Genomic DNA, 24,753 nt, shown 5'->3' with positions numbered 1-24,753 from the left:
ACAGAGCCGAATGATCGAACGAGTCCGAGCCGTCCTCGTCACCGAGCACGACACGATGCTGGTCATCCGCCGTACCAAGCCTGGAGTTCCCGTGTACTGGGTGCTTCCCGGTGGAGGTGTCGAAGCCGAAGACGAATCCCGGGAGGCTGCCCTTCACCGGGAGATCCACGAGGAGATCGCAGGGAAGGCGGACATCGTCCGCCTCCTGCACACGATGGAGTCCGACGACGAGCGTCACCTGTTCTACCTCACCCGCATTGCGACCTGGTCCTTCGACGACCGAACCGGGCCCGAGTTCAATGCCGAGGGCCGGGGCGAATACGCACTGGAGGAGGTTCCACTGACCGTGGAGGGGATCGACGGCATCGAACTCAAGCCCGAGGAGATCGCCCACGTTCTCCGAGGTGCCCTCGGTGACGGAACTCTCTCCGGTGTTACTACGGCCTGAGAGACGAAACGTGAGCATGCCACCGGGGCTAGCGCTGCGCATGCGGGCCTCGGGCGCGTCACCGTGTCATGCCCGCGTGGTCAGGTAGGCGATGAGCGCGTGGGCGTGGGCGCTGAGTCCGTCGGGATTCTCCTGGGCATGCGGAGGCGTGTACGGCGCTGTTGAGTGGGGCGGACGGCTCGGCCGGGGACGGTGGTTCGGTCGCAACGGGTTGGGTGTGCTGCGGGCGGTTCAGGCGCCAGGGACCTCGCTGTGGGCCGCAGGGCACCCACTTCAGGAGAGCAGGTCTCAAGGAATCAGCAGCCAGTCCGCCCCCACCGCGGCGGCCAGGCCCGTGCCCAGGAGCCAGGTGGCCAGGCGGGTGCGGCCGTTCCGGCTGAGTTCGATCACGATTCCGCAGAGGATGAGCGCCAGGCCGTACACGCCGACGACCAGGACGGAGGACCGGCTCGCGATGCGTAGCACCAGGACCACGGCCATGGCCGCCATGCCCACCGATGAGAGGGCGATCCGGAGGTGGCGGGCCTGACGTGGGGTCAGGCGGCCGTTCGTCCTGTCCGGTTCGGGTATCGGCGCGTCCGCGTCCGTGCCGTCGTCCTGCTCTTTGTGCTGGTCCCCGTGAGAAGTGCTCATGACGACGGATCGTAATCGTTCACCGTTTCGCCCGGGTACGGCGCGTACCCGGCCTACGGTCGTAGCCGGGGTGCCTCCGTGGCCGCGTCCACCGCCTTCGGGCCCTGCGCCTCCACCCGGTCGGCCAGCTCCTCGGCCCACGTGATCAGGGGGCCGATGCCGAGGCCGTGCGGGGGCGCGTCACGGTACGGGGACACCGCGACCGCTCCGCGGCGCAGCAGCCTCGCTCCGCCCGCCGTGTTGCCCCGGGCGGAGTGCGTCAGGCCCACCGCGAGCTGCGCCAGTCCGCGCCACAACTCGCGCTCCGCGTCCGGGCCCGACTTCCAGGCGTCCTCGAACACTTCGTGTGCGTGGAACGGCATGCCCGCGTCCAGGAGCCGCTGGGCCTCGCGCACCGTTTCGCCGGGAGTGCGCACCACGCCCTCGGGCTGCCGCTCCACCCCCGCAGCGCCGTAGGGCAGGGGGCGCCCCAGGCCGTCCCGGGGGCGCGCACTGCGCGCCCGGCCTTCGGAATCACGGTCCCTGCGAGTCTCGTCCACCCGTTGATTGTGCCTCGCACCTGCGAGGAACTCTCGGAACCCTGTCCGCGAGGCACCGCGCGCGACTAGTCTCGGCAGTCGTCATTGCCAGACTTTGGGAAGGGTAGGCATGAAGCCGTCCCGGCCGTTGTACGAGCGCGAACCGGAACTCGCCGCTGCCGCACAAGCCGTGGACGCCCTGTGTGGCGCCCAGGCTTCCGGCGGGCTGCTGGTCTTCAGCGGCGAGGCGGGGATCGGGAAGACCGCGCTGCTCGCCGAGGTCCGCTCGATGGCCGTCGGCCGCTGCACCGTCTGGTCCGCACGCGGCGGCGAGACCGTCACCTCCGTACCGTTCCATGTCGTACGTCAGTTGCTCCAGCCCGCGCTGGACCAGTTTCCCGAGGACGAGAAGCGGGCCCTGTTCGGCGACTGGTACGAGATCACCGCTCCGGCGCTCGGCCTCGCCGAACCGACCGGCCCGCAGCCCGACCCGCAGGGTGTCCGGGACGGCCTCGACTTCGTCGTGGGCCGGCTCTCCTCGCGGCTCAGCCACCGGCCGCTGCTGCTCATGGTGGACGACGCCCACTGGGCGGACGGCGAATCCCTCGCCTGGCTCGCCTCGTTCACCGCGCGCCTGGGTGAACTGCCGGTCCTCGTCGTCCAGGCCCACCGCCCGCAGGAGCTGGCCGAGCGCAACGCGGAACTGACCGCCGCCCACGGTGAATCCGCGGGGCACAACGGACTCGTCCGGGTCGCGCTGCGCGCGCTCACCCCGGACGCGACGGCCGAACTCGTCCGCGCGGGCCTCGGCGAGCACGCGGACGACCCCTTCTGCCGCGAGGTGTGGGCCGTCACCGGTGGCAACCCGTACGAGGCCGTCGAACTCGTCGCCAAGGTGCAGGACCGTGAGCTGCCGCCGGTCGAGGAATCCGCCGGGATGCTGCGCGAGCTGGGCGCCTCGGCGCGCGGCAGCGGACTCGTCGCCCGGCTCGAACGGCTGGGCACCAACGCCAACCGGTTCGCCTGGGCCGCCGCCGTCCTCGGCACCGACATCTCCCAGGAGGTCGCCGCCACCCTCGCCGGAATGAGTTCGGCGGAGGCCGCGGACTGCACCGCACGGCTGCGCGACGCCCGTATCGTCAGCGGTTTCGACCCGCTGGAGTTCGTCCATCCGCTGATCGCCACCGCCGTGTACCGCTCGATCCCGCCGGCCACCCGCACCGCCTTCCACGGCAGGGCGGCCTGGGCCATCACCCGAGCGGGCCTCGGTGCCGCAGCGGCCTCCCGCCACCTGCTCGAGGTCCACCCGGACGACGACCAGGAACTGGTCGCACAGCTCCGCGAAGCCGCAGGCCAGCACCTCGCGGTCGGCGCCCCCGAAGCGGCCAGGCGCTGCCTCGAACGGGCCCTGGAGGAACCTCCGCGCCCGCAGGAGAAGGCGGCCCTGCTGTACGAACTGGGCTGCGCCACGCTGCTCAGCTCGCCGCCCACCACGGTGCGGCATCTGCGCGCGGCCCTCGACATGCCCGGGCTGGACGACGACCTGCGCATCGACGCCACGTTCCGGCTCGCGGCAGCGCTCGCCCACAACAACCAGCTGAAGGAGGCGGCGATCTCACTCGCCGCCGAGGCGTCCCGTACCGCCCCGGGCCCCGGTCTGATGCGACTGCAGGCCGCGCACTTCCTGTGGGAGGGCATGCAGGCCGTCGAGGACGACGGACCCGCCCGCTCGCGCAGGCTCGCCCGCAACGCGGACCACCTGACCGGCCGGGACAACGCGGAACGGGCCCTGCTGATCCTGCGCGCCTTCGACGCCATGCTCCGCGGCGAGAACGCCCAACTCGTCGTCGACCTCTGCGAACGCGCCCTCGTCGACGGACATCCGGCCCGCGGCCTGGACTGGACCGACACGGAGTGGGGCTTCGAACTCCCCACCCTGGTCGGCATCACCTACGCCTTCACCGACCAGCTCGACCGGGCCGAGGAACTGTTCGGCGAGGCCGTGCGCGCTTTCGAGATCTCCGGCTGGAGCGGCGCGCACCTCGCCTTCGCCCACACACTCCTCGGGCTCGTCCACCGTCGTCGTGGACGCCTCGCCGAGGCCGAGGGCTTCCTGCGCGAAGGGCTGCGCCTCGCCGACCGTGTCGGCAGCGGGCTGCCCGTCCACTGGGACGCGGCCTGTCTGCTCATCGACACCCTGCTGGCCCGTGGCCGGATATCAGAAGCCCGGCTGGTCGCCGACCGGTACGACTTCGCCGCCCCCTACCCCAGTGCCATGGTGCTGCCCGACGGCCCGTGCGTCCGGGGCCGGCTGCTGCTGGCCGAAGGCCGTACCAAGGACGCCATCGCCGAACTCGAAGCGGCCGGCGCGGCGATGGAGGCCCGCGAGCGCTTCAACGTCGTCTGGGCTCCGTGGGCCTGTGACCTCGCCCGCGCCCTGGTCGACGAGGACCCGGTCCGGGGCGCCCGGCTCGCCGCCGCAGCCCGCGTCCACGCCGAGCGGTTCGGAACGGACACGGCGATCGGCGAGACCCTGCGCTGTGTCGCCCTCTTCGCACCGCCGGAGGAGGCCGAGCACCTGCTGAGCGAGGCCGTCCGCCATCTGGAGAGGTCCCCGACGACATCGGTGTACGAGCACGCCCTGGCCCGGTTCGACTACGGGATCGCGATCCGTTCCCCGCGGGAACTGGCGAGAGCCCAGAAGATGGCCACGGCCTGCGGAGCCGAGGGCCTCGCGACCCGCGCCCAGCAGGCGCGGGCGTCATTGCGGTCCTCGGAGTGAGGTAATGTTTCCTTTGCGCGGCCACCCGGGGCAACCGGGAGGAAACGCATCGGGACGTGGCGCAGCTTGGTAGCGCACTTGACTGGGGGTCAAGGGGTCGCAGGTTCAAATCCTGTCGTCCCGACTTGCATTTATGCAGGTCAGAGGTCGTATCGGAAGCATCCGATACGACCTCAAGATCGTTTTGAGGAGCGGTTGGGGACCAGGCCCTCTTGGATACGCCTGTGGTGCACCTTGACCCGGTCAGTGCACCGCAGGCGTATCGGCGACACGGCTCGTTGACGGCGAGGAAACGTGATCGAGCGCGACAACGCCGACGGACGGACACTCGAACGCGTCCGACTCAAGGTCGCCCTGCCTCTCTGTGGATTGCCGTGGAGCAGCACCAGCGGCATTCGCTGTCGATCGTGACGCGGATGGCCTTTCTGGCAAGCAGTCCTCCGGTCTGTAGGCCACATCCCAAGGTGTCATCTCGCGATGCAGACATCGGTGCCCTCCGCCCAACAAGATTTGGGCAGGGACTAGTCGCTCGGTGTGACCTGGACACCTCGCGTGGAGCGGAGCAAGGTCCGTTAGCTCGCTTCTAGGCTGAGCTTGCGCTCGGCGATATGGGCGAGACTGACATCGAGACAAATCAGGAAATCCGCTATCCGCGGGGCTCCGGCCGTGAGCACAGTCAGCGCCTCGATGTAGTTCCCTCAGTCCAGGCCCGCCCTGCCGCCCGCAGCGGGACCACGCCAGACTTCCTGGATCGTCTCAAATGAGCCCAACAGCGTGGCGTCCTGCACCAAGGGCCGCAGAATGTCGGCGTCGCTCGCGCGCATTCGGAGCACGTCCGTCGGCCGCAGCGTCAGCAGGAGTGGCTCGGCATGCGTGGCAAGCCACTCCCGCTGCCCTAGTTCGTGAGCCAGGCGTAGCAGCCCGATGACCAGCCCCGGGTCCCGCTTGTCTGCGGGCAGCGCCTCGAACAGCGCGCGCCCCCGCTCCAGCGCCGCGCTTCCCGGCCCCCATCCCCCCTCTGCCCAGATCCGGGTGCTCCCGGCCTCCCTGAGGATCTGCTGCAGGCGTTCCCGTGGTCCGTGGAACAGCGCCGCGTAACGGCGGACGTGGCCGACCATTGCTTTGAACTCCACTTTGTTCTGCTCCGGATCCAACCTTGCCAACCCGCGGATCACGTACTCCTCGATCACGGGCCACAGCCCACCCAACAGTGGTCCGTCGTCGGCGGCAGCCGACCGGATCACCTCTACGAGGAGGGACTGAACGATCTCCGCGGGCAGCCGGTCGGTGTCATGGATTAGGTGGCGGACGAGGAAGCGCGCGACGGGCGGGCGCTCAGGCTCGGGCAGGTGTCGCAGCACATCCAGGACGTCGGCATAATGCTCGGCGAGTGGCTGCCCCGCGTCCCCGCATAGCAGACCCATGAGTGCATGCGCCCCCGATACGGCCCGTTGCTCCTCGTCGACGCGGTATGTGGCCAGAGTGTTCGGCAAACTTCGCAAGAGGGGAGCCAGAGCGTGGAGCACGTGCTGCACGTCCGTGTCGCACAGGAGGGACAGCCGCCTGGTCAGATCGGCGGCGTCCACCCCTCGCGCGTCGTGGTAGGCGGCCGGCCCGAGCACGGTGCTGCACAGGATCAAGGGCACGTCGTCCGCGAGTTCGGTGGTACCCCGAAGGGAGAGCCGCAGGTAGCCCGTGTGGTTTCCGGCGGCCGCGGTAGCGGCCGTCTCCACGGACACGGAACGGGCGAAGGATTCCCAGGATGCCTCGCTGAACTGGGAACGCCAGAACTGTGCGCATCGCCACCACCGATTCACAGGATCCGTAACTGCCAGGAAGTCTGAGGCCCGGACTCCGTTTTCGACGACGAGAGAGAGTACGAAAAGGTTCGCCTCGTAGATGGCGTCCCTTTCGGTGCGCCTGCGATCGGCCGGGCGGTAGAGGGGGTCGGCTGGACCGTCACCGGTCTGGTTGTCTGTGTGGAACAGGGTCCGCAGGAGCCCCGCTAGGCCGCTGTGCCAGCGTGGTCCTGCTGGCCCGGCCAGTTCCCTGAGGTTGTCGAGGACCTGGGCGCGGTCGCTGAGCGGAACGAACGACAGGAGGGATCGGAGCACCGCGTCGTCGCACCCCGCCGCCACGGCCAGCTCCGCTTCTGCGCGTGTCCGTTCCAGCTCGTCGCAGACCAGTCGGGCGACCAGGTATTCACCAAACGTCGCGTGCAGGAACTCGTACGAGCGCAGGCATTCCTCCGCGACCAGCGCCTGTGCCTCATGTACGAAGAAGAACCGACCGAACAGCAGGGCGGAGCCTGCTTCGCCGAGCAGACCACCGAGATCGCGATCCGCTTCGTCCGCTGTCAGGCTCTGTTTGCGGCGGTTGAACATCCCGATGGCGATCACCCCCAGTCGCCCGAGCTCATTCTCGACCGCTTCCATTTCGGCGGAAGGCGGCAGAGGGCCGTTGTGTTTGACAACTTGGCGCCGGACGAACTCCACCAGGAGCCGCTCGTACAGATCGACGCGGCGGATGTCCCGGCCGCCCAGGCGTTGCAGAGGATTCCCGGTCGCGTCGTACAGCGCGAGCATCAGCAGGAGCAGCGAATGGCGTGCAAGTTCCCGGTACGGGCGCACCACATCCCACGTGAGCGGCTCAATGCCGTGTTCGGCGAAGTAGCGCCGGTTCGTTGCCTGCCAGACCTCCAGCCAGCAAGCGATGCGTGCGTCGTCGAAAGGCTCGAGGCGGAGGACGGTGGCGGCTGTGGGGGTCAGTACCTGGTCGGCGACCACGGTTCGGCTCGTCACGATGAAGACGGCTGGCCGGCCCAGTTCGTATTCGCGTTGCTGGAGTTGCTCGATGCTCCGCAGATACCGCCATTGCCTGCTCATGTCGAGCCTGCCCGCGCCTGCTTGGATCAGCTCGTCCAGCCCGTCCAGCAGGACGACTCGGACGGCCGCGCCGGAGGGCAGCGCGTCCGGCCAGGGCGCCCGATGCCCGGTCGTCCTGAACAGGGCCCACTCGAGTTGTTCCTGGAGGTCGAGTTCGGCGGGAACGTGCCGGAGCTCGACGTGTAGGCAGGAGAACTCCGATGGCGGCAACCGGGCCGCTATGAGCTTCATGAGCAGTGACTTTCCCGAGCCCGGGTGGCCGAGCACCAGCAGAGGCGCCTGCGTGGCCTGGTGGCTGAGGAGGTGCGCGGCAAGGAATCCCGCAATGTCCTCCCTGAGGGGGCGGCCATCCCACCAGGTGTCGGCGGACAGCCGCCAGTCGGCCGGGCGTCCGCCCACGCGGTAGGCCGGGTTTACGTAGCCGGCTGCGAGGGAGGGAATCGCTGGCCCCGACCCGTCGGCAGCGGAGATCGGCGCCCGAAGTAGTTCCCGTTGCCGGGGGGTGGCCGGATCGGCATGCGTGAACTCCCTCAGGATCAAGCCTAGTTCGATGAGGCCGACCCGGTCCGCTGTTGCCTGCTGCCCCTCCCCTTCCTCGTCGGGGTCGTAAGTCTCGGAGGTGAGACGCAATTCCGGGCAGTCCCAGGTGACCGTGGCATGCAGGGCCTCATAGCGGCGGAGAGCTAAGTGTGCAAGTTCCTCATGTGACGACCCACTGAAACCGCCGAAGGCCATGAGGTCGGCGGATGCCGCGTAGGCTGCCGCGATCTCGGCACGGAGTTCCGACGAGGATCGGACGCGGGCGGATCCGAGCGCCACCCGGCCGAGCTCTTCGAGCACTTGGGCCTGGAGGTCTACCTGTGCCGTCGCCTCAGCGTCGCGTATCGCCCCGAGCCGCCCGACCGCGTCGCAGAAGGCGCTCACGAGGAGGACGATGTCCGCCGCGCACAGCAGCGCTGTCCTCGCAGTACTGCTGCAGGCGCGGACTCGGGCCCCGAAGCCCTCGAAGAGTCCGGACAACTTGCTGGGCAGCCCGACGCCGACCAGACTGAGCGGTTGCAGGATGTCCGCGTCCATGCCCTCGAAACCGTCACGGTGGCCCAACAAGACCTCGACGGCGGATTCGAAGTCGAATGGGACGGCCTCCGGCAGCTCGATGGGCAACCGCTCCTGTGCATGCCTCGGCCGTCGGCGTCGCTGGCCCTCTGCAGTGTCCTGCAGTTCGGCGAGGCGCGCGCGCCACCACGCCGGATCCAGGATGATGCCGGGCGGGGGGTGGACGCCGGTTCGGCTGCGGCAGTGGTTCACGATCGGCAGGATCTCGTCCAGTTGTGGGGCCCTCGCGCGCTGGCCGTTTAGGAGCATGGAGACAGCTGAGTCGCTCCGGTTCAGCACCCGGGCGAGCTCCGCCTGTGATACACCGCAGCCCCGCACAGTGCGGCGGAGCGTGGCGCAGAAGTCCGCCACGGCGCCCGTCGCATCCCCCATCCAGCATCCCCCGCTTCTGCCTCCTTCGGGAAAACCGTCGCCAGCCTATGCCGTGACCTGCGCCGATGTCAGCATCTTCGGTTTTCTTCAGCGATCGATCCCACGGGAGCGCTGTGGTCGCAGACTTGGACCGGCCGCACCTGGCGGCCGTCCGAGAGGAAGGATCCTGCGTGCGCTGGCTGACCTCACACGCGATTGTGTTGCTGGCCCTGATGTTCATGGCGCTGTTCACCGGCGTGGTCCTGCCGGCCGTGTGGTCCTCGCGCCCGGCGCGCCGCCGTGCTGCGGCGGCCGTGTTGAGTGAGATCCTGATGACGGTACGGCGGCGCCGTTGAGGTGACGGGCCAAGGGGTCGCAGGTTCAAATCCTGTCGTCCCGACTCGAAAGAGTCGTAGGCAAGAGGCCGTATCGGAGGAATCCGATACGGCCTCTTGGCGTGTCAGGAGCAGGTCGGCGGCGGGCCGGGGCGGGTCAGACGAGCAGCTTCGCCTTCGCCTTCTCGTACTCCTCCGGGCTCAGATCGCCCTTGTCCTTGAGCTGGGCGAGCCTCGCCAGGTCGCTCACATGGCTGCTGCCGCCGTCGCCCTCGTTGCCGGCGGCCTGCCGCACGTACTGCTTGAAGGCGGCTTCCTGGTCCTTGGCCTGCTTCACGTCCCGCTCGCCCATGCTCCGTCCCCTGGCGATGAGGTAGACCAGGACGCCGAGATAGGGCAGGAGGATGACGACGACCAGCCAGCCGGCCTTGCCCCAGCCGCTCAGCGAGTGGTCGCGGAAGATGTCCGTGACCACCTTGAAGAGCAGGAAGAACCACATCACCCAGAGGAACAGGTACAGCATGGTGAGGAAGACGTTCAACAGCGGGTAATCGTCCACGGGCGCACTCCGATCGCACGATTTGTTCCTTATTCATACATCCGTGCCTGATGTCCCGCATCCTGAGTGGCCAGGGTGGGTGTACGCGGTCAGTGGGCCCGGGGCGTCCTGCCGATGGGCAGACAGTGAGCCGCCGGGTGTTCGATGGCGAGGTCCGGTCGCCAGGCCGCCAGCACCTGTGCCGAGGGGTCGAACAGCGGCCTCGGGATCTCGTCGAGGCCGGTCCACCGCCAGGTGCTGATCAGCTGCGGCTCGGTCACCTCGGGCACCCCGGACCTCACGGTCACCACGGCTCCCATGGAGATGCGGTTGATGCCGCCGACCACGTCGTGCAGCATCGCGAACACCGTCACCTCCGCCTCGGGGACCTCCAGACCGGTTTCCTCGCGCAGTTCCCGTACGGCCGCGGCGGCGACGGACTCGTTCGTCGGGTCGACCTTGCCTCCCGGCAGCTCCCACGTGCCGCTCCGGTGGCGGCCCAGCAGAATCCGGCCCTGCTGGTCCTGCACGACGACGCCCACGCCGAGCGCCGCCTGTGCCACCGGCGGACGGGTGTTGCGGGTGTGATGGGCGTCGTTGGTGGGGCGGTCCGTGGAATCGGTGGTCATGCTGCTCTGCTCCTCGCGCGTACGGAACGGGTGGGGCCGATGATCCGGTCGGCCATCCTCACACGGGCCGGTCAGACCTCGACGTCGACGATGACCCAGTCGCTGATCTCACGCCATCGCCGAACCGATTCCTGGTGAAACGGATGCACCACGTACCGCTCGACCGCTTCCAGGTCGTCCAGGAGGCCTTCGGCGAGAAAGTCGTAGGCGATGGCCCTGGTGGAAACGTTGCGGCCGTAGCGCCAGTCACGGAGTTCGGGTACCTCGTCGCCCACCTCGGCGGTGGAGCGTTCCGCCTCCACCGCCCGCCGGTCGCTCCAGTTGATGCCGGGCTTGAACTTGAACAGCACGACGTGGCGTATCACGGCAGATCCCCAGTGGTGTTCAGGAAATCGGACAGCCTGTCAACGGCCTCGCGGAGCCGGACCTCCGGCGCCAGCAGACTCACCCGTACGTATCCTTCGCCGTGCGCTCCGAACCAGCGGCCGGGTGCCACCGCCACCTTGGCCCGGGTCAGTAGCTCGTCTGCGAACGCGACGGACCCGTGGCCCCGGGGGATCGGCAGCCAGGCGAAGACCGAACGGGGGGTGTCGATGCGCCATCCGGTGTCCCGCACACCGGCCACGAAGACGTCCCGGCGGCGTGCGTAGATCTCCGTCAGCTCCTGGACGCAGTCCTGCGGCCCGGTCAGGGCCGCGACCGCGGCTCGTTGGATGAACAGCGGCAGCGAGACGTAGTAGTGCTCCTGGATCAGGTTGATCGCGGCGACGACGTCCCGGTTGCCGACCACGGCGCCGATCCGCCATCCGGCCATGTTGAACATCTTCGACAGGGAGATGAACTCGACGCCCACGTCCTTGGCGCCGTCCGTCTCCAGGAACGAGACCGGGACCTGCCCGTCGAACCCCAGTGCCCCGTAGGCGAAGTCGGAGGCCACGATCACCTCGTGTTCGGCCGCGAACCGGACCGTGTCCTCGTAGAACTCCGGCGGTGCCGTCACCGAGGTGGGGTTGTTGGGGTAGTTGAGGAACATGAGCTTGGCGCGGTCGCGGGCGGCCGGGTCCAGCGCGGCGTAGTCGGGCAGAAAGCCGTTCTCCCGCAGGAGTGGGAGGGCATGCATCCGGGCTCCGGAGAGGGCCACGCCCGCCCAGTAGTCCGGGAAGGCGGGGTCCGGCATCAGGCACACGTCACCCGGATTCAGCAGGCACTGGCTGATCTCCACCAGGCCGGCCTTCGCTCCGAAGAGGATCGCGACCTCGGTCCCGGGATCGAGACGGACCCGGTGGTTCGCCTCGTACCACCGGGCGATGGCGACCTTGAGTTCGAGCAGTCCCGAGAAGGACGGATACCGGTGCGTGGCGGGGTCGAGCACCTCTGTGCGCAAGGCCTCGACGATATGGGCCGGCGTCGGCAGGTCAGGATTTCCCTGACACAGGTTGACGACGTCCTCGCCCGCCCCGACGAGCTGGTCGATCCTGCCGCCGGTCGTCGCGAACGAACTCCTGGGCAGGTCGAGGAGCCGGCGCGCGAACTCAGTCCTCATGTGCCACCACCTGCGCCTCGCGAGCGGCGTCCCGGCCGTCGTCGTCGGGCAGGAGCCCCTTGCCACGACGCCTGTACGCCCATCCCGTCAGGCCGAAGGCGACCAGTGTGAAACCGGCGCAGGACCAGCCCACGGCGGAGAATCCGTACTCCGTGAACAGGGGGCCGAGCAGGGCGGCACCCATGGCCACCGCGAGGTTGGTCGCGAGGCTGTAGAAGGCAAGGATGGCTCCGCGGTGCTGCGGCGAACACTCACTCAGCAGCGTACTGAGCAGGGTGACGACCAGGCTCTGCATGGCCCCCCACAGGAACAGGCACACCACCAGCGGCGCCGTCCAGCGGGTGACGAACGGGATGACCACCAGGGCCGGCACCAGCCCTGCCAGCAAGCCGACCAGCACTCTCTCCTTGCCCAGTTCGTCAGCCCACCTGCCGGTGACGAAACTCGTCGCGAATCCCAGCCCGTAGAGCAGGATCATGAGCCCGGTCATGGAGCTTCCCGAGCCGAACCGGTACTGCAGCGCGCTGCCGAGGAAGGTGTACATGCCGTAGAAGCCGAGCATGTTCAGGAAGGTCGCCAGCACGTACACCGGCACCCTCGGCGCCAGGAAGGCCCGGGCGGCGGATCGTGCCCATCCCCGCTCCGGCGAGGCCGCGGTCCCTCCAGGCGGAACTGAAGCGTCCTGAGTGCCGGGGGGCCTGCCGCCCTTGACCCGGAGCATCACGCAGACCACGAGAGCTCCGAGGATCGCGAGCAGGCCGAACGTCCAGCGCCAGCCCACCCATTCCCCGACGAAGGACCCCATCGGCACGCCCAGGACGAGCGAGAGTGCCCAGCTCGACACGAGGATTCCCATGGCCCTGGCGCGGTGCCGGTAGGGAATCTGGTCACCGACGAAGGCGTACGCCGTCGGCACGAAGGCACCTGTCGCCAGCCCGGCCAGCGCCCTGCCCGCGAAGAACACACCCGGTGCGTCCGCGAAGGCGCACAGAACGGTCCCCAGGACGAAGATCATCATCCCGGCCGCCAGGCCGAGACGGCGCGACACCCGGTCCCCGAGGGGGGCGAAGAGCAGGGCGCCGACCGCCGTTCCGATGCCGTACACACTGACCGACAGCGCCATCACGGCCACCGACGAGTCGAACGCCTCGGCCATGTTCACGAGCAGCGGTGAGACCACCAGCTCCTCCGAGCCGACCGCGAAGATCCCCGCCATCAGCGCGAGGACGGTCAGCAGCGGGAAGCCGCTCGGCCGCTCCTCGCCGCTCAATCGGTCCGACACTCCAGCCAACCTTTCTTTCGTGCACATGAGTTGAGAAGGCCAGGGCCTGTCCTGCCATGATCCCCGGGCTGGGCCTAGATCGCCGTGTATCCGCCGTCGACCGTGAGCGCGGCGCCCGTGATGAACGAGGACTTCTCCGACGCGAGGAACAGGATCGCGTTCGCGACGTCCTCCGGTGTGCCGAGGCGTCCCAGCGGGTTCAGCTTCGCCTTCTGTTCCTTGACATCCGCGTCGTGGCCGTTGGACACATCGGTCATGGGCGTGTCGATGATGCTCGGGCAGACGCAATTGGCCCTGATGCCGTACTGGGCGTAGTCGACGGCGAGCGACTTCGTCAGCATCATCACCCCGCCCTTGGTGGAGTTGTACGCGGCGATGCCGGGCCATGCCACCAGCCCGCTGACGGAGCACACGTTCACGATCGCACCGCTCGTCGCCGCGATCATCTCGCGCAGTGCGTACTTGGAGCACAGGAACATGCTCTTCAGATTGGTGTCGACCAACCGGTCCCACTCGTGGACCGGCATTTCGTGGAGGGGGGTGGTGATTTCGATGCCGGCGTTGTTGACCAGGACATCGAGACGGCCGAACGTCTCGGTGGCCGTGGCGACGAGGTCCCCGCAGTCGTCCTCCACCGTCAGGTCGGCCGCCACGAAGACGGCGTCGTGTCCGTCGCTCCTCAGCGCGGCGACGACGTCCGTGCCGCCTTTCTCGTCGATGTCCGCGACGACCACCTTGGCGCCCTGCCGCGCGAACTCGATCGCGGTCCGCCTGCCGATCCCGGATGCGGCACCGGTGACGATGACCACCTTCTCCTCGGACATGATCCGGTCTCCTCTCACACGCATGTCAATTGACCACCGTCGACCGATATCTGCTGCCCCGTGAGATAGGAGGCCTCGTCGGACACCAGAAAGCCGATGACGGCGGCGACCTCGGCGGCGTCCCCCGGCCTGTCCATGGGGATCGTGCGTCGCAGACGGTGTTCCGCCTCCTGCCGCGATATCGCGTGGGTGCGGCTCATGTGCTGCACGGCGCGGTCGTACCGGTCGGTCCGGATGACTCCGGGATGCACACAGTTCACGGTCACGTTGTGCTGGGCGTACAGGCCCGCCAGATTCTTACTGGTATTCGAGACGGCCGCGTTCACCATCCCGGACAGGAACATGCCCGGTGCGGGTTCCTTGCCGACATTTCCGGCGATATTGATGATCCGGCCGAATGCGTTGCGGATCATCACCGGGGCAATGGATCTGATCAGGTCCAGATACGGGACGATCTTCTGGTCCATCGCGGAACGTATGTCGTCGGTCTGTACGCTCTCGAAGGAGCCCGGAGCCGGGCCCGGCGCGTTATTGATCAGTACGTCGATCCTGCCGTACCGGCTTTCGACGTCGTCCACCAATTGCCTGCGGAACGACCGTGACGTGATGTCACCCGGGAGGACATACGCGGCCGGCCCGCCGGAATCCGATTCCTCTGCGACCTTCTCCAGTTCGTCCCGGCTGCGGGCGCACAGGACCGTCACATAACCTTTCGCGCGCAGATGCAGCGCGGTTGCGCGTCCGATTCCCCGGCCGGCGCCCAGGACGACGGCTACTCGGGTCATGGGGATTTGGCCGCGGTGTTCCGCTGGGGAACCCGGTGATATCGCGGCGGAATGAAGATGTTGAGGGAGCGCGCCAGGCCGGTGTTGGGGTTCGCGGCGCCGTGCCCCTCCTGGCGCTCGCAGAAGTAGGTGCCGCCGAACCGCAGCTCGTGGCTCGATCCCTCGACCGTCATGTCGTAGCGCCCCTCCAGGCACGTCCCGATCTGCTCATGGGAGTGCTTGTGGTACGGCATCTCGCCGCCGCCGGGTATATCGGCGATCATGAGCTCGATCCAGTCGGCCAGGAAGAACGTCACATCCATCTGGACGAACTTGCGCGACTCGATCGGCTCCAGGAAGTACCCGCTCGGCGCGGGATAGCTTTCCCCCGGCTTGCTGCGCGTGATGTCGAGCAGGACGGTCTCGCTCGACGACGGATTGACGGCTGTGCGCGCGATACCGGGCGGGACGACGTAGACGTCGTGCTCGGGTTTCATCAGCTTGGTCACGTCATCGACCGTCACGGAGAGGTCGCCGCGAAGGACCATTCCCACGAGCGCCTGCTGCGGGGAGTCGTCCCGCACGGTGACCCCGGGGGAGAGGTAGGAGAGCCGTACCTCCGTGTGTTCACGTCGGTAGGACTCGATCCGGACCCCGTTGTCGTGAAGCACGACGTCAGGGGCCGGGAAGTACGGTCGCTCATGTGCTTCGGTGGTCATTGCTTCCCTTCTTCCTCGAGAAGACCGTCCACGTCATGGGGATACGCGCCAACCTGTGGACGAACTTCAGGTGGTACTGCTCGGCTGCCTGCTCGTTCGTGAGAGCGATGTCGTAGCGCCCGTCGGCGACATCACCAGCGGCCTGACTCGTGGACGTCACGGTGGCCAGCTTCATGGGCCGGTCGAAATGGTGGCGCAGCATCGGAATGGGCGCCGGGTGAGTGACGACGGTTTCCGTGTAGAGCAGCTCCTCGTGAAACGGGAAGTCGGCTCGCACGGCGAGTCCGTATTCTGGTGTGCTTCCTCGGAACACGCTCACCGGTTCCAGGTCCGGGTGCATGTAAAAGGCGTTGATGTTGGAATAGGCGTGAGGGACGAGCGTCAGATCCAGGAGATCGCTGGTGAGGGCGTCCATGCACTGCTCGAATGTGTCCTTCAGGACGATGCGGCAGGACTTGGGGCTGCCGACGCAACGCAGCATCAACCGCGCAATGTGCTCACTGCTCGTCCCGGTCGGCCCCAGGGTGCCTATCCTGACGGACTGCGCGGTATCGGTGGGAATGAGTGCCATGAGCGCTCGTCTCTCAATCCCGGGAATGCGGACTATCTCCACGCCAGGCCCTTCTCTGCGGTGACCAGTCACCCTAGGGCCCGTCTCATGCCTGAACAAGCACGGTTGTGCGAGGTCGGCAGGGCGTGGCTGATTTCATGCAAAGTGCGAGATTCTTTTCGCTCTTGTTTCGGTTTCATTGCACGAGTCGGGGGTGTGAAATTGCTCGACTTCCGTGTCGTAAAGATCCGGCTCGGTAATCGTTGCGAAACACGCCGCATGGCCGTCGCATACGGAGAGTCCGGACGATCGGGCGTCGGGGGGCCTTCCCCGGCCGTCAGGCCCCGGCCTGGCCGGGGCCGAGCCGTCATGGTTGGCGAAAACGCGTCCCTCCGTGACCTCGGCCCGCGGTGGACGGGCGGGGGCCCGACCCGCAGGTCAGACGGCGAGCCGCAACGAGGTGGCGCAGATGCCGAGCCGGACGGTCTGGCCCCAGGTCAGTTCCAGGGAGTCCGCCTCCATCCCGTCGCCGAAGACCACCAGCCGGTCCGACTCGACGGTGAGCTCCAGACCCTGGCCGCGCCCCAGTTCACCCGCCACCAGCGAGGTGCCGGTCGCGGGCGAGGGCCAGGCCTCGCGTACGAACCAGAGCAGCCGGGGATCGGAAGGGGCCGGCAGGCTCAGCCCGCTGCCGCGTTCCAGCCAGAGCGAGCGGAGCCATCCTGTCGCGCCCGTGCCGGTGCCGACCAGGACGCCCGACGAGGCCTGGGCCTCTCCGGACGGTCGGCTGCCGTCGGCGGACAGGTGGTAACGGGCGGTCTGGTGACCGGGCGGGCCGAGGTAGATCTCGTTCAGCGCGATCAGCCGCTGGGTGTCGTCCGCCACCGCCTCGACCATGGTGAGGGTGTCCGCCTGGGCGCCCGGCGCCGCCGCCGAGCGGAGCAGGGCTGCGGCGTCCCGCGCGCGGTGGCGTACGAGGACACCCGGATTGCGCCCGGGATCGGTGTCGATCCCGACCACGGGCTGACCCGACAGGTACTTGGCGGCATTGGCGACCAGCCCGTCCTGACCGACCACGACCACGACGTCCTCGGGGCCGAAGAGGAAGCGGTCGAGATCCTGGCGCTCCACCCGGGACCGGCGCCACTGGAGCGGGACGGCCGCCGCCACGTCCGTCAGCGCCTGCTGGGTGCGGTGATGGCGCAGGGCCACCTCCTCGATGGACCGGCCGCGGCCGGCGAGGAAGAAGGCCGCCTGGCCGTGCGTGCCGTGCCGGGCCAGCAACTCCTCGTACTCGGTGGTGCGGTGGACGAGCACGGCCCGCGGCGCGAGGCTCACGCCCGGGTCCCGGTCTCCGGGCGGCCGAGCTTGGCGAGCAGGCCGGTGAGGACGTCGGGGGAGAGGGTCAGGCTGTCGATGCGGGGCAGATTCTCGGCCAGCCGTGTGGCAGCCAGGGCGTGCAGGGTCCCGGGGTCGACGTCCGCGTGGACGCGCAGCCAGGCGGCCTGGGCCTCGGCGCGGGCCGCCCCGATGTCACGGGCCGCCTCCGCCTCCGCGCGGGTGAGGCGCACCTTGCGGGCGGCCTCGGCTTCCGTGCGCACCCCGTCCGCCGCCGCCTTCTCCTCGGCCTCCCGCCGTGCGTTGGTACCGCGCTGATCCACCAGCCGCTCTTCTCTGCGGGCCAGTTCGATCTGGCTGGCGAGCTCGTTCTCGGCGATGGTCCGTTCGCGCTCGACCGCGACGGCCCGGCGTTCGTAGGTGGCCCGGTCGGCCTCCTGCTGGATCTGTTCCCGGGCCGGGGTCCGCAGCGCCCGCTCGACCTCCGCCTCGGGCCGGATGGCGACGACGCGTACGGCCACGACGTCGATGCCGGTGTCGGGCAGACGTGGTTCGGCGGCGAGCCCCGCGGCGACCCGTTCCCGTACCGCGGCGACGCCGTCCACGAGCGCGGCGGCGAGCGGCGTGCGGGCCAGGGCGTCGAGCGTGTGCTGCTGGGCGGTCTCCGTGAGGAGAGTGCCGATCTGCTCCAGGGGCGCGCTGCGCCAGGCGCCGGTGTCCGGGTCGACGGAGAAGTCGAGCCGGGCCGCCGCGCCTGCCGGGTCGCTGATCCGGTACGTCACGGTCGCCTGCACGGTGACGTCCTGGAAGTCGGCTGTGCGGGCGTGGAAGGCCATGGCCAGTTCGCGGTCGTCGACGGGCACCTCGGAGAGAGCCGCGGTCAGCGAGCGGTACCAGAAGCTGAGCCCCGTGCCGTCGTGGCTGAGCTTGCCGCGCTTGTGGTGGCGGATGTGCGCGGTGGGCGCGGAGCGCAGGTGGCGCCAGCCGAAGCGCCGGGTGATGTCGGCCATGTCTGTCCCGTCCCCTCATTGTCGTCACCTAGACGATAACGAGGGGAGGGTTATATCGTCAAGAGGACGAAAAGGGGGGTCTGCCCACCCGTGCCGCCAGATACCGGGCCGGTACCTCCCCGCCGCCGTGCACCGCCAGATCGGCGCCGTTGACGTAGGCCGCCAGGGGGCTCGCCAGGTACAGGCAGGCGTGCGCGACATCGTCCGGGGCCGCCATCCGTCGCATCGGGACGACGTCCGCCACCGCCGCCCCGCCGTCCTCGCCGTACACGTCTGCCGCGCTCTCGGTGCGGATCGGGCCGGTGGTGAGGTGATTGACGCGCACCCGCGGGGCCCATTCCAGGGCCAGCGCCCGGGTCAGTCCCAGCAGCCCCGCCTTGGCGGCCGTGTAGGCGGCGGTGCCGGGCTGCGGCGTGCGGGCTGCGACGCTGCCGATGTTGATCACGCAGCCGCCTTCCGCCTGGTCCCGCATGACCCGGTTCGCGGCCTGCGCCACGTAGAACGGCGCGAGCAGGTTGAGGGCGACGATCTTCTCGACGAAGCGCGGGGATGCCGTGGCCGCGTCCGCGGCGGGTGATCCGCCCGCGTTGTTGACCAGCACGTCGAGCCGCCCGAACCGTTCGACGGCCGCGTCCACGAGCGCCGCCGCCGCCTCGGGGTCGCGGACGTCGGTCGCCCGGAACGCGCACCGTCGTCCGCCGGTGCCCGGCAGCCGGGCCGGGGTGTTCCGGCCGCACACGAGGACGTCGGCGCCCGAGGCGAGGAACGCCTCGGCGATGGCGGCGCCGATGCCCTTGGTCCCGCCGGTGACGATCACCGCTCGCCCGGTGAAGTCGATCGGGTTGCCGAAATCCATGATCCGCCTCTGCCGCTGTCGGGAAGCTGCCGGGGGCCTCGGGAAAGCTGTCGGGATGCGGGGCTGTCCGGTCGGGGTCGAATCTACCAACTGTTTGTTTGGTGCGGGAGGGGGAGCAGGGGCCGAGAGGGGTGGGGCCGGGAACGCGGTCGGCCGGTGACCCTCAAGAGGGTCACCGGCCGACCGGACGGTGCGCCGCCCCCGTCCCCACGGTGCGGCGCGGGCGGGCCGTCGCCCTCCGCTGGAGACGACGGCCCACGTTCATCGGGCCCCGGGCGGGGGCGTCTCGGCCCCGATCCCGAGTGCCGGAAGGATCGAGCTCTCCACGAAGCGGGTGAGATACGCCTCATCCGCGTACCGCCCCTCCAGCAGGGGCCGGGCCCGCATGACGCCCAGGAGCTGCGTCGCCACGAACTCGGCCGCGGGGGCGTCCGAGGCGATTTCGCCGCGCTCGCCGCCCCGCCGGACCATGTCCTCGATCGCGGCGATCTGCGGCAGGATCAATGCCTCGCGCAGGGCGCACAGCAGCTCGGGGCTCTGGAGGGCGGCGTGGCTCAGCGCGTGCGACAGCGGGGTGTCGTGCCCGGAGGCCGCCCCGATGGCCCGCGCCGCCTCGCGCAGGTCACCGGCGAGCGAGCCGGTGTCGATGGGCGGAAGCAGCATGCGCCTGGTGCCGTGCAGGGCCGCCACGACCAGCTCCGGTTTGGAGCCCCACTGCCGGTAGAGCGTCGACTTCCCGCAGCGGGTGCGGGAGGCGACTCCCTCCATGGTCAGCGCCTCGTAACCGCTCTCGCGGATCAGATCCAGCACCGCCGCGTAGAGCTCCTGTGCCCGCTCCGGTGTGATCTTCGACCGGCGGGACGTGGCTGCTGACTCCTGTGCGGGGTCGTGCGACGACATGTGCTCTCCCTCTCAGCGACGGTGCGACGAGGTCCTTCGATACGCCAGTGTACCGATACGCCGGTGTACCGATACGCGAACGTATCGGTACACTGGCGTATCGATACGGCATGGACTGGACCATGCCGCCGTAACAGCGCTTCGTCAGCAAAGGGGCACCGGGTGATGTACGCCCGCACACAGCCTGCAGAACGGGAGCCGGACACTTCTGCCCGACCGCCCCTCGTCCGCGAGCTTCTTCTCGTCGCGGGACTCTTCCTCGTCTACAAGTTCGGCCGGCAGGCCGCGAACGGCCATGTCGAGGAGGCGTTCCGCAACGCGGGTCACGTCTGGGACTTCGAGCGCGCCGTGCGGCTCCCGGGCGAAGGCGCGGTGCAGAGCCTGCTGCTGCACAGCGACACGCTGATCCACGTGGCGAACACCTATTACGCGACCGTCCACTTCCCCGCCACCCTGCTCTTCCTGGTGTGGCTGTACTGGCGTCGCCCGCGTCACTACGTCTGGTCGCGCCGCATCCTCGCCGTACTCACCGGCGCCGCGCTCGCGCTCCATCTGCTGTTCCCGCTCGCCCCGCCCCGGATGCTCCCCGCCGCCGCCCTCGTCGACACCGGCCAGGTGTACGGCCCGACGGTGTACGGGGACACGCCCGCGACCGACTCCATGGCCAACCAGTTCGCCGCGATGCCCTCGCTGCACTTCGGCTGGGCCGTGATGGTCGCCGTCGGCCTGATCGTCGCGACCCGCTCGCGGTGGCGCTGGCTGTGGCTGCTGCATCCCGCGGCCACGCTGCTCGTCATCGTGGGCACCGCGAACCACTACTGGCTGGACGCGATCGTCGTATCGGCGCTGCTCGCCGTCGCCTTCGCCGCACTCCGGCTGCCTCGTCCCGCCCCGGCCCGGATCCACCTCCCGTGGCCCTCAGCCGCCGGAGCGCCGTCCGGCGTGACCCGGCCCGCCGTGGCGGGCATGGCCGCACCCCGGGTCCCGGCGCCCGTCGCGGTGTCCAGTGGGGCGACGGAGCTCGTCCGGTCCGGAGGCGGTCGATGAACGCCACGCTCACAGCGGTCGCACTGTCCCTCGTCTCCGCCGCCGCCTACGCGCTGGCCGCCGTCGCGCAGGCCCGCCTCGCAGGGCGCACCGAATCCTCCGACGGGATGCTGCGCATGCTGGGCCGGGGTGCCTGGTGGTCGGCGGTCGGTCTGAACGCGGGGGGCGCGCTGCTGCACGTGGTCGCGCTGAAGTACGGTCCGCTGACGCTGGTCCAGCCCCTGGGGGCGCTCACGCTCGTCGCCGCGGTCCCGCTCGGCGCCCGTTCCGCGGGGCGCCGTGTCACCCGGACCGAGTGGCGCGGCACGGTCCTCACCCTGCTCGGCCTCGGCGCGCTGCTGCTCGCCGCGGGCGGCGGCGCCGCGCACCAGACGCTGACCCTGCCGGAGGCGCTCGGTGTGGGAGCGGCGACGATGGCGGTCGTCGCCGTACTGGGCCGGCCCGGCACCCGGCCGGGCCTGCGTCACGCCACGGCCGCCGGTATCACCTCGGGTGTCGCCTCGGCGCTCACCCAGACCCTCACCGTCGCCGTCACCGACCACACCACGGGGCCGCTGATCAGCTGGCGGCTGGTGACGGTCGCGCTGTTCGTCTCCGTCTTCGCGATGGGCGGTCTGCTGCTGGCGCAGATCGCGTTCCGGGGCGGCCTCGGCGCTCCGCTGGCGGTCGTCACGCTGGCCAACCCGGTGGCAGCCGCCGCCGTCGGCATGGCCCTGCTCGGGGAACGGCTCCAGGGGGGAGCGATCAGTCTGGTTCCGGCACTGCTCGGCAGCGCGGCTGCCGTACGTGGCGTGATCCTGCTCAGCCGGGCCACCGCGGAGGCGTCCGGGCCGGCCCCGGCCGCCTCACCCGCGCCCCCCACGCCGTCAAGGGTGATCATCGGCAGCCCCCGCGCACGGGACCGGCAGCCGCTCGCCGCGGAAGCGATGACGTCTTCGGTGGGCGGCGCGTAGGGCCGTGGCCGCGTAGGCGTACCGGTGCGTCCGCATGCGGGCGCGCCTACGCCGCCGGGCGGGCTCGAAAGCGAAGCCTGTCCGGCGGGCGTCAGCCCTCGGAGAGCGTCGGCTCGTCGGCGAGGGCCCTGGTCAGCCAGCCGATCCAGAACGTCTCCATGTCGATTCCGCCGCGCAGCACCAGATGCCGCAGCCGGTCCTCGTCGGCGGTCCGCTCCGGCGGGAAGTCCCGCTCCTCGATCCGCAGATACTCCTCCAGCTGGCGCCGGTGCAGCGCGAGATGGCGGCGCAGTTCGTCCCCCAGCCCCTCCGCCCCGACGACCGCCGCCGCCCGCATCCTCAGCAACAGCGGATCGCGGACCGGCCGCGGGTCCTCGGGGAGGGCGACCCAGGCCGCCAGCTCCTCGCGGCCCGCGGGCAGGACCTCGTACTCCTTCTTCTGCCCACGGGCGGGCTGAGCCGGCGACAGGGCCCGGATCTGCCCGGACTGCTCCAGTTTTCCCAGCTCGCGATAGATCTGCTGATGCGTGGACGACCAGAAGTAGCCGATCGACCGGTCGAACCTGCGCGTCAGCTCCAGCCCCGATGACGGCTTTTCGAGCAGGGCGGTGAGGATCGCGTGCGGGAGTGACATGGAGTGCATCCTAGGTTTGCGGACCCGCCCCCGGGGAGGGGCGGGCCAGGCCGGTCACAAGGCCGCGGCACGCTCCGCGCCCTGGCGGATCGCCCGCTTGGCGTCCAGCTCGGCCGCCACGTCGGCGCCGCCGATCAGGTGCACCGAGCGGCCCGCCGCGACCAGCTCCTCGTACAGTCCACGACGCGGTTCCTGCCCCGCGCACAGGACCACGGTGTCGACGGCCAGCACGTGCTGCTCGCCGTCCACGGTCAGGTGGAGGCCCTCGTCGTCGATGAGGTCGTAGGACGCGCCCGCGATCATCGTGACGCCGCGGTGGCGCAGTTCGGTGCGGTGGATCCATCCCGTGGTCTTGCCGAGACCGGCCCCGACCTTGCTCGTCTTGCGCTGGACGAGGTGCACGGTGCGCGGCGGCTTCGGCCGCTCGGGGACCCGGAGCCCGCCCCGGTCCGCGTACGAGGTGTCGACGCCCCACTGGCGGAAGAACACCTCGGCGTCCAGCGAGGCGGCGTCGCCGCCGTCGGTGAGGAACTCCGCGACGTCGAAACCGATACCGCCAGCCCCGACGACCGCGACCCGGTCGCCGACCGGCGCGCCGTCCCGCAGCACGTCCAGGTAGCTGACCACGCTGGGGTGGTCCACGCCCGGGATCGCGGGGGTGCGGGGCTCCACCCCGGTCGCGATGACGACCTCGTCGAAGTCTTCGAGCAGCTCTGCCGTGGCCCGGGTGCCGAGCCGGACCTCGATGCCCTGCTCCCTCAGACGCGTACGGAAATAGCGCAGGGTCTCGTTGAACTCCTCCTTGCCGGGGACCCGGCGCGCCACGTTGAGCTGGCCGCCGATCTCGTCGGCCATGTCGAACAGCGTCACCGCGTGCCCGCGCTCCGACGCCGTGACCGCACAGGACAGACCGGCGGGACCGGCGCCGACGACGGCGACGTTCTTACGGGTCCGGGTCGGCAGGAGCACCAGCTCGGTCTCGTGGCAGGCGCGCGGGTTGACCAGGCAGGAGGTGATCTGGAGGCTGAAGATGTGGTCCAGGCACGCCTGGTTGCAGCCGATGCAGGTGTTGATCGCGTCGGCGCGGTCCGCAGCCGCCTTGGCGACGAAGTCGGGGTCGGCGAGGAACGGCCGGGCCATCGACACCATGTCCGCCCGGCCCGAGGCCAGGATCTCCTCGGCGACCTCGGGGGTGTTGATGCGGTTGCTGGTCACCAGGGGTACGGAGACGGCGCCGCGCACCTTCTCGGTCACCCAGGTGAAGGCGCCGCGCGGAACCGACGTGGCGATGGTGGGGATGCGGGCCTCGTGCCAGCCGATCCCGGTGTTGATGATCGTGGCACCGGCCGCCTCGACCTCGCGGGCCAGCTGGACGACCTCTTCGAGCGTGGAGCCGCCGGGTACCAGGTCCAGCATCGACAGCCGGTAGATGAGAATGAAGTCGGTGCCGACGCGCTCGCGGACGCGGCGCACGATCTCCAGGGGCAGCCGAATGCGGTTCTCGTAGCTGCCGCCCCAGCGGTCGGTGCGGTGGTTGGTGGCGGCGACGATGAACTCGTTGATCAGATAGCCCTCGGAGCCCATGATCTCGACACCGTCGTACCCCGCGCGCTGCGCCAGTTCGGCGGCCCGGACGAAGTCCTCGATGGTCTCCTCGACCTCGTCGTCGGTCAGCGCGTGCGGGGTGAAGCCGCTGATCGGAGCCTTGAGCGCGCTGGGCGCCACCAGGTCCGCGTGGTGGGCGTACCGCCCGAAGTGCAGGATCTGCATCGCGATCCGGCCACCGGCCTCGTGCACGGCGTCGGTCACCTGCCGGTGCTGATCGGCTTCCGCCTCGGTCGTCATCTTCGCGCCGCCGGGGAAGGAGCACGCGCGGGCGCTCGGCGCGATGCCGCCGGTGACCATGAGGCCGACCCCGCCCCGGGCACGGGCCGCGTAGAAGGCGGCCATCCGCTCGAAGCCGCGCTCGACCTCCTCCAGACCGATGTGCATCGATCCCATGAGGACCCGGTTGGGGAGGGTGGTGAACCCGAGGTCCAGCGGGCTCAGCAGAGTGGGGTACGGGCTCATCCGGCGTCTCCTCGCGCAGTGTCGTCCA

Annotated in this window: 23 protein-coding genes and 1 tRNA gene; 6 read left to right on the top strand and 18 right to left on the bottom strand. The window is 69.7% G+C overall.

The genetic code is table 11. From position 1 onward, the window contains the following. The first annotated feature begins 10 nt into the window (after positions 1–10). The gene (locus tag AC07FA_RS07715; RefSeq protein WP_479073822.1) at positions 11–448 is read left to right on the top strand and encodes an NUDIX hydrolase; all 438 of its coding nucleotides are present in this window, start codon (positions 11–13) and stop codon (positions 446–448) included. 288 nt (positions 449–736) lie between these two features. On the opposite strand, the gene AC07FA_RS07710 is transcribed toward AC07FA_RS07715, so the two are convergent. Both AC07FA_RS07710 and AC07FA_RS07705 read right to left on the bottom strand, forming a co-directional pair. Continuing rightward, positions 737–1,222 carry a hypothetical protein gene (locus tag AC07FA_RS07710; RefSeq protein ID WP_479073820.1) on the bottom strand — a complete coding sequence of 162 codons (486 nt, stop codon included), beginning with the start codon at positions 1,220–1,222 and terminating at the stop codon, positions 737–739. After that, complete coding sequence (locus AC07FA_RS07705; protein WP_479073819.1) at positions 1,135–1,620, bottom strand: DUF309 domain-containing protein; 486 nt, start codon at positions 1,618–1,620, stop codon at positions 1,135–1,137. The genes AC07FA_RS07710 and AC07FA_RS07705 overlap by 88 nt, the downstream gene beginning before the upstream one ends. A gap of 109 nt (positions 1,621–1,729) precedes the next feature. On the opposite strand from AC07FA_RS07705, the gene AC07FA_RS07700 reads away from it, so the two are divergent. Continuing rightward, positions 1,730–4,381, top strand: coding sequence for an ATP-binding protein (locus tag AC07FA_RS07700; RefSeq protein WP_479073818.1), 2,652 nt, complete (start codon positions 1,730–1,732; stop codon positions 4,379–4,381). Between the two features lie 50 nt (positions 4,382–4,431). Continuing rightward, a tRNA-Pro gene (locus AC07FA_RS07695) sits at positions 4,432–4,505 on the top strand. Between the two features lie 574 nt (positions 4,506–5,079). On the opposite strand, the gene AC07FA_RS07690 is transcribed toward AC07FA_RS07695, so the two are convergent. Next, positions 5,080–8,631 carry an NACHT domain-containing protein gene (locus AC07FA_RS07690; protein WP_479073816.1) on the bottom strand — a complete coding sequence of 1,184 codons (3,552 nt, stop codon included), beginning with the start codon at positions 8,629–8,631 and terminating at the stop codon, positions 5,080–5,082. A gap of 293 nt (positions 8,632–8,924) precedes the next feature. Here AC07FA_RS07690 and AC07FA_RS07685 point away from each other — a divergent pair, with 293 nt between their 5' ends. After that, positions 8,925–9,089, top strand: coding sequence for a hypothetical protein (locus tag AC07FA_RS07685; RefSeq protein ID WP_479073814.1), 165 nt, complete (start codon positions 8,925–8,927; stop codon positions 9,087–9,089). Between the two features lie 136 nt (positions 9,090–9,225). Here AC07FA_RS07685 and AC07FA_RS07680 read toward each other — a convergent pair whose 3' ends face one another. The 13 genes from AC07FA_RS07680 to AC07FA_RS07620 all read right to left on the bottom strand — a co-directional run bounded on the left by AC07FA_RS07680 (position 9,226) and on the right by AC07FA_RS07620 (position 20,021). After that, positions 9,226–9,627 (bottom strand): SHOCT domain-containing protein, encoded by a 402-nt coding sequence (locus AC07FA_RS07680; RefSeq protein ID WP_479073813.1) that lies wholly within the window; start codon positions 9,625–9,627, stop codon positions 9,226–9,228. Between the two features lie 89 nt (positions 9,628–9,716). Next, complete coding sequence (locus AC07FA_RS07675; RefSeq protein WP_479073811.1) at positions 9,717–10,235, bottom strand: nucleotide triphosphate diphosphatase NUDT15; 519 nt, start codon at positions 10,233–10,235, stop codon at positions 9,717–9,719. A 71-nt stretch (positions 10,236–10,306) separates the two neighbouring features. Further along, complete coding sequence (locus AC07FA_RS07670; RefSeq protein ID WP_479073810.1) at positions 10,307–10,600, bottom strand: Dabb family protein; 294 nt, start codon at positions 10,598–10,600, stop codon at positions 10,307–10,309. After that, the gene (locus tag AC07FA_RS07665; protein ID WP_479073808.1) at positions 10,597–11,778 is read right to left on the bottom strand and encodes an aminotransferase class I/II-fold pyridoxal phosphate-dependent enzyme; all 1,182 of its coding nucleotides are present in this window, start codon (positions 11,776–11,778) and stop codon (positions 10,597–10,599) included. The genes AC07FA_RS07670 and AC07FA_RS07665 overlap by 4 nt, the downstream gene beginning before the upstream one ends. Further along, positions 11,768–13,060: an MFS transporter gene (locus AC07FA_RS07660; protein WP_479073806.1), complete on the bottom strand. Its 1,293-nt coding sequence runs from the start codon at positions 13,058–13,060 to the stop codon at positions 11,768–11,770. Before AC07FA_RS07660 ends, AC07FA_RS07665 begins: the two co-directional genes overlap by 11 nt. A gap of 74 nt (positions 13,061–13,134) precedes the next feature. Next, a complete protein-coding gene (locus AC07FA_RS07655; RefSeq protein ID WP_479073804.1) occupies positions 13,135–13,884 on the bottom strand; it encodes an SDR family NAD(P)-dependent oxidoreductase in 750 nt (249 codons plus the stop codon). Between the two features lie 14 nt (positions 13,885–13,898). Then, positions 13,899–14,669, bottom strand: coding sequence for an SDR family oxidoreductase (locus tag AC07FA_RS07650; protein ID WP_479073803.1), 771 nt, complete (start codon positions 14,667–14,669; stop codon positions 13,899–13,901). Then, positions 14,666–15,367: a cupin domain-containing protein gene (locus AC07FA_RS07645; protein WP_479073801.1), complete on the bottom strand. Its 702-nt coding sequence runs from the start codon at positions 15,365–15,367 to the stop codon at positions 14,666–14,668. Before AC07FA_RS07645 ends, AC07FA_RS07650 begins: the two co-directional genes overlap by 4 nt. Then, positions 15,348–15,938, bottom strand: coding sequence for a prephenate dehydratase domain-containing protein (locus AC07FA_RS07640; protein ID WP_479073799.1), 591 nt, complete (start codon positions 15,936–15,938; stop codon positions 15,348–15,350). Before AC07FA_RS07640 ends, AC07FA_RS07645 begins: the two co-directional genes overlap by 20 nt. 417 nt (positions 15,939–16,355) lie before the next feature. After that, positions 16,356–17,255, bottom strand: coding sequence for a hypothetical protein (locus AC07FA_RS07635; RefSeq protein ID WP_479073797.1), 900 nt, complete (start codon positions 17,253–17,255; stop codon positions 16,356–16,358). After that, positions 17,252–18,265, bottom strand: coding sequence for an SPFH domain-containing protein (locus AC07FA_RS07630; protein WP_479073796.1), 1,014 nt, complete (start codon positions 18,263–18,265; stop codon positions 17,252–17,254). Before AC07FA_RS07630 ends, AC07FA_RS07635 begins: the two co-directional genes overlap by 4 nt. Before the next feature lie 58 nt (positions 18,266–18,323). Continuing rightward, complete coding sequence (locus tag AC07FA_RS07625) at positions 18,324–19,121, bottom strand: SDR family oxidoreductase (protein ID WP_479073795.1); 798 nt, start codon at positions 19,119–19,121, stop codon at positions 18,324–18,326. 261 nt (positions 19,122–19,382) lie between these two features. Continuing rightward, the gene (locus AC07FA_RS07620; RefSeq protein WP_479073794.1) at positions 19,383–20,021 is read right to left on the bottom strand and encodes a TetR/AcrR family transcriptional regulator; all 639 of its coding nucleotides are present in this window, start codon (positions 20,019–20,021) and stop codon (positions 19,383–19,385) included. A gap of 165 nt (positions 20,022–20,186) precedes the next feature. On the opposite strand from AC07FA_RS07620, the gene AC07FA_RS07615 reads away from it, so the two are divergent. Next, on the top strand, positions 20,187–21,068 hold the full coding sequence (locus tag AC07FA_RS07615) for a phosphatase PAP2 family protein (RefSeq protein WP_479073793.1): 882 nt from the start codon (positions 20,187–20,189) through the stop codon (positions 21,066–21,068). Further along, entirely contained in the window at positions 21,065–22,021 is a 957-nt protein-coding gene (locus tag AC07FA_RS07610) for a DMT family protein (RefSeq protein WP_479073791.1), read from the top strand. The genes AC07FA_RS07615 and AC07FA_RS07610 overlap by 4 nt, the downstream gene beginning before the upstream one ends. A 91-nt stretch (positions 22,022–22,112) precedes the next feature. On the opposite strand, the gene AC07FA_RS07605 is transcribed toward AC07FA_RS07610, so the two are convergent. Next, a complete protein-coding gene (locus AC07FA_RS07605; protein WP_479073790.1) occupies positions 22,113–22,655 on the bottom strand; it encodes a PadR family transcriptional regulator in 543 nt (180 codons plus the stop codon). Positions 22,656–22,709: 54 nt separating this feature from the next. Further along, positions 22,710–24,725 carry an oxidoreductase gene (locus AC07FA_RS07600; RefSeq protein ID WP_479073789.1) on the bottom strand — a complete coding sequence of 672 codons (2,016 nt, stop codon included), beginning with the start codon at positions 24,723–24,725 and terminating at the stop codon, positions 22,710–22,712. Positions 24,726–24,753: the final 28 nt, after the last annotated feature.

It is taken from the genome of Streptomyces sp. NPDC045968 (genome assembly GCF_056430475.1).
Note: the sequence above shows the minus strand (reverse complement) of the source record. Positions and strands in the feature narration are given on the sequence as shown.

What these genes read in the sequence shown, in the direction of transcription:
- AC07FA_RS07650 (WP_479073803.1), bottom strand. Translation starts at nt 14,669, where the DNA reads ATGACCCGAGTAGCCGTCGTCCTGGGCGCCGGCCGGGGAATCGGACGC.
- AC07FA_RS07620 (WP_479073794.1), bottom strand. Translation starts at nt 20,021, where the DNA reads ATGTCGTCGCACGACCCCGCACAGGAGTCAGCAGCCACGTCCCGCCGG.
- AC07FA_RS07615 (WP_479073793.1), top strand. Translation starts at nt 20,187, where the DNA reads ATGTACGCCCGCACACAGCCTGCAGAACGGGAGCCGGACACTTCTGCC.
- AC07FA_RS07625 (WP_479073795.1), bottom strand. Translation starts at nt 19,121, where the DNA reads ATGGATTTCGGCAACCCGATCGACTTCACCGGGCGAGCGGTGATCGTC.
- AC07FA_RS07690 (WP_479073816.1), bottom strand. Translation starts at nt 8,631, where the DNA reads ATGCTCCTAAACGGCCAGCGCGCGAGGGCCCCACAACTGGACGAGATC.
- AC07FA_RS07700 (WP_479073818.1), top strand. Translation starts at nt 1,730, where the DNA reads ATGAAGCCGTCCCGGCCGTTGTACGAGCGCGAACCGGAACTCGCCGCT.
- AC07FA_RS07715 (WP_479073822.1), top strand. Translation starts at nt 11, where the DNA reads ATGATCGAACGAGTCCGAGCCGTCCTCGTCACCGAGCACGACACGATG.
- AC07FA_RS07610 (WP_479073791.1), top strand. Translation starts at nt 21,065, where the DNA reads ATGAACGCCACGCTCACAGCGGTCGCACTGTCCCTCGTCTCCGCCGCC.
- AC07FA_RS07630 (WP_479073796.1), bottom strand. Translation starts at nt 18,265, where the DNA reads ATGGCCGACATCACCCGGCGCTTCGGCTGGCGCCACCTGCGCTCCGCG.
- AC07FA_RS07655 (WP_479073804.1), bottom strand. Translation starts at nt 13,884, where the DNA reads ATGTCCGAGGAGAAGGTGGTCATCGTCACCGGTGCCGCATCCGGGATC.
- AC07FA_RS07665 (WP_479073808.1), bottom strand. Translation starts at nt 11,778, where the DNA reads ATGAGGACTGAGTTCGCGCGCCGGCTCCTCGACCTGCCCAGGAGTTCG.
- AC07FA_RS07600 (WP_479073789.1), bottom strand. Translation starts at nt 24,725, where the DNA reads ATGAGCCCGTACCCCACTCTGCTGAGCCCGCTGGACCTCGGGTTCACC.
- AC07FA_RS07605 (WP_479073790.1), bottom strand. Translation starts at nt 22,655, where the DNA reads ATGTCACTCCCGCACGCGATCCTCACCGCCCTGCTCGAAAAGCCGTCA.
- AC07FA_RS07675 (WP_479073811.1), bottom strand. Translation starts at nt 10,235, where the DNA reads ATGACCACCGATTCCACGGACCGCCCCACCAACGACGCCCATCACACC.
- AC07FA_RS07645 (WP_479073801.1), bottom strand. Translation starts at nt 15,367, where the DNA reads ATGACCACCGAAGCACATGAGCGACCGTACTTCCCGGCCCCTGACGTC.
- AC07FA_RS07640 (WP_479073799.1), bottom strand. Translation starts at nt 15,938, where the DNA reads ATGGCACTCATTCCCACCGATACCGCGCAGTCCGTCAGGATAGGCACC.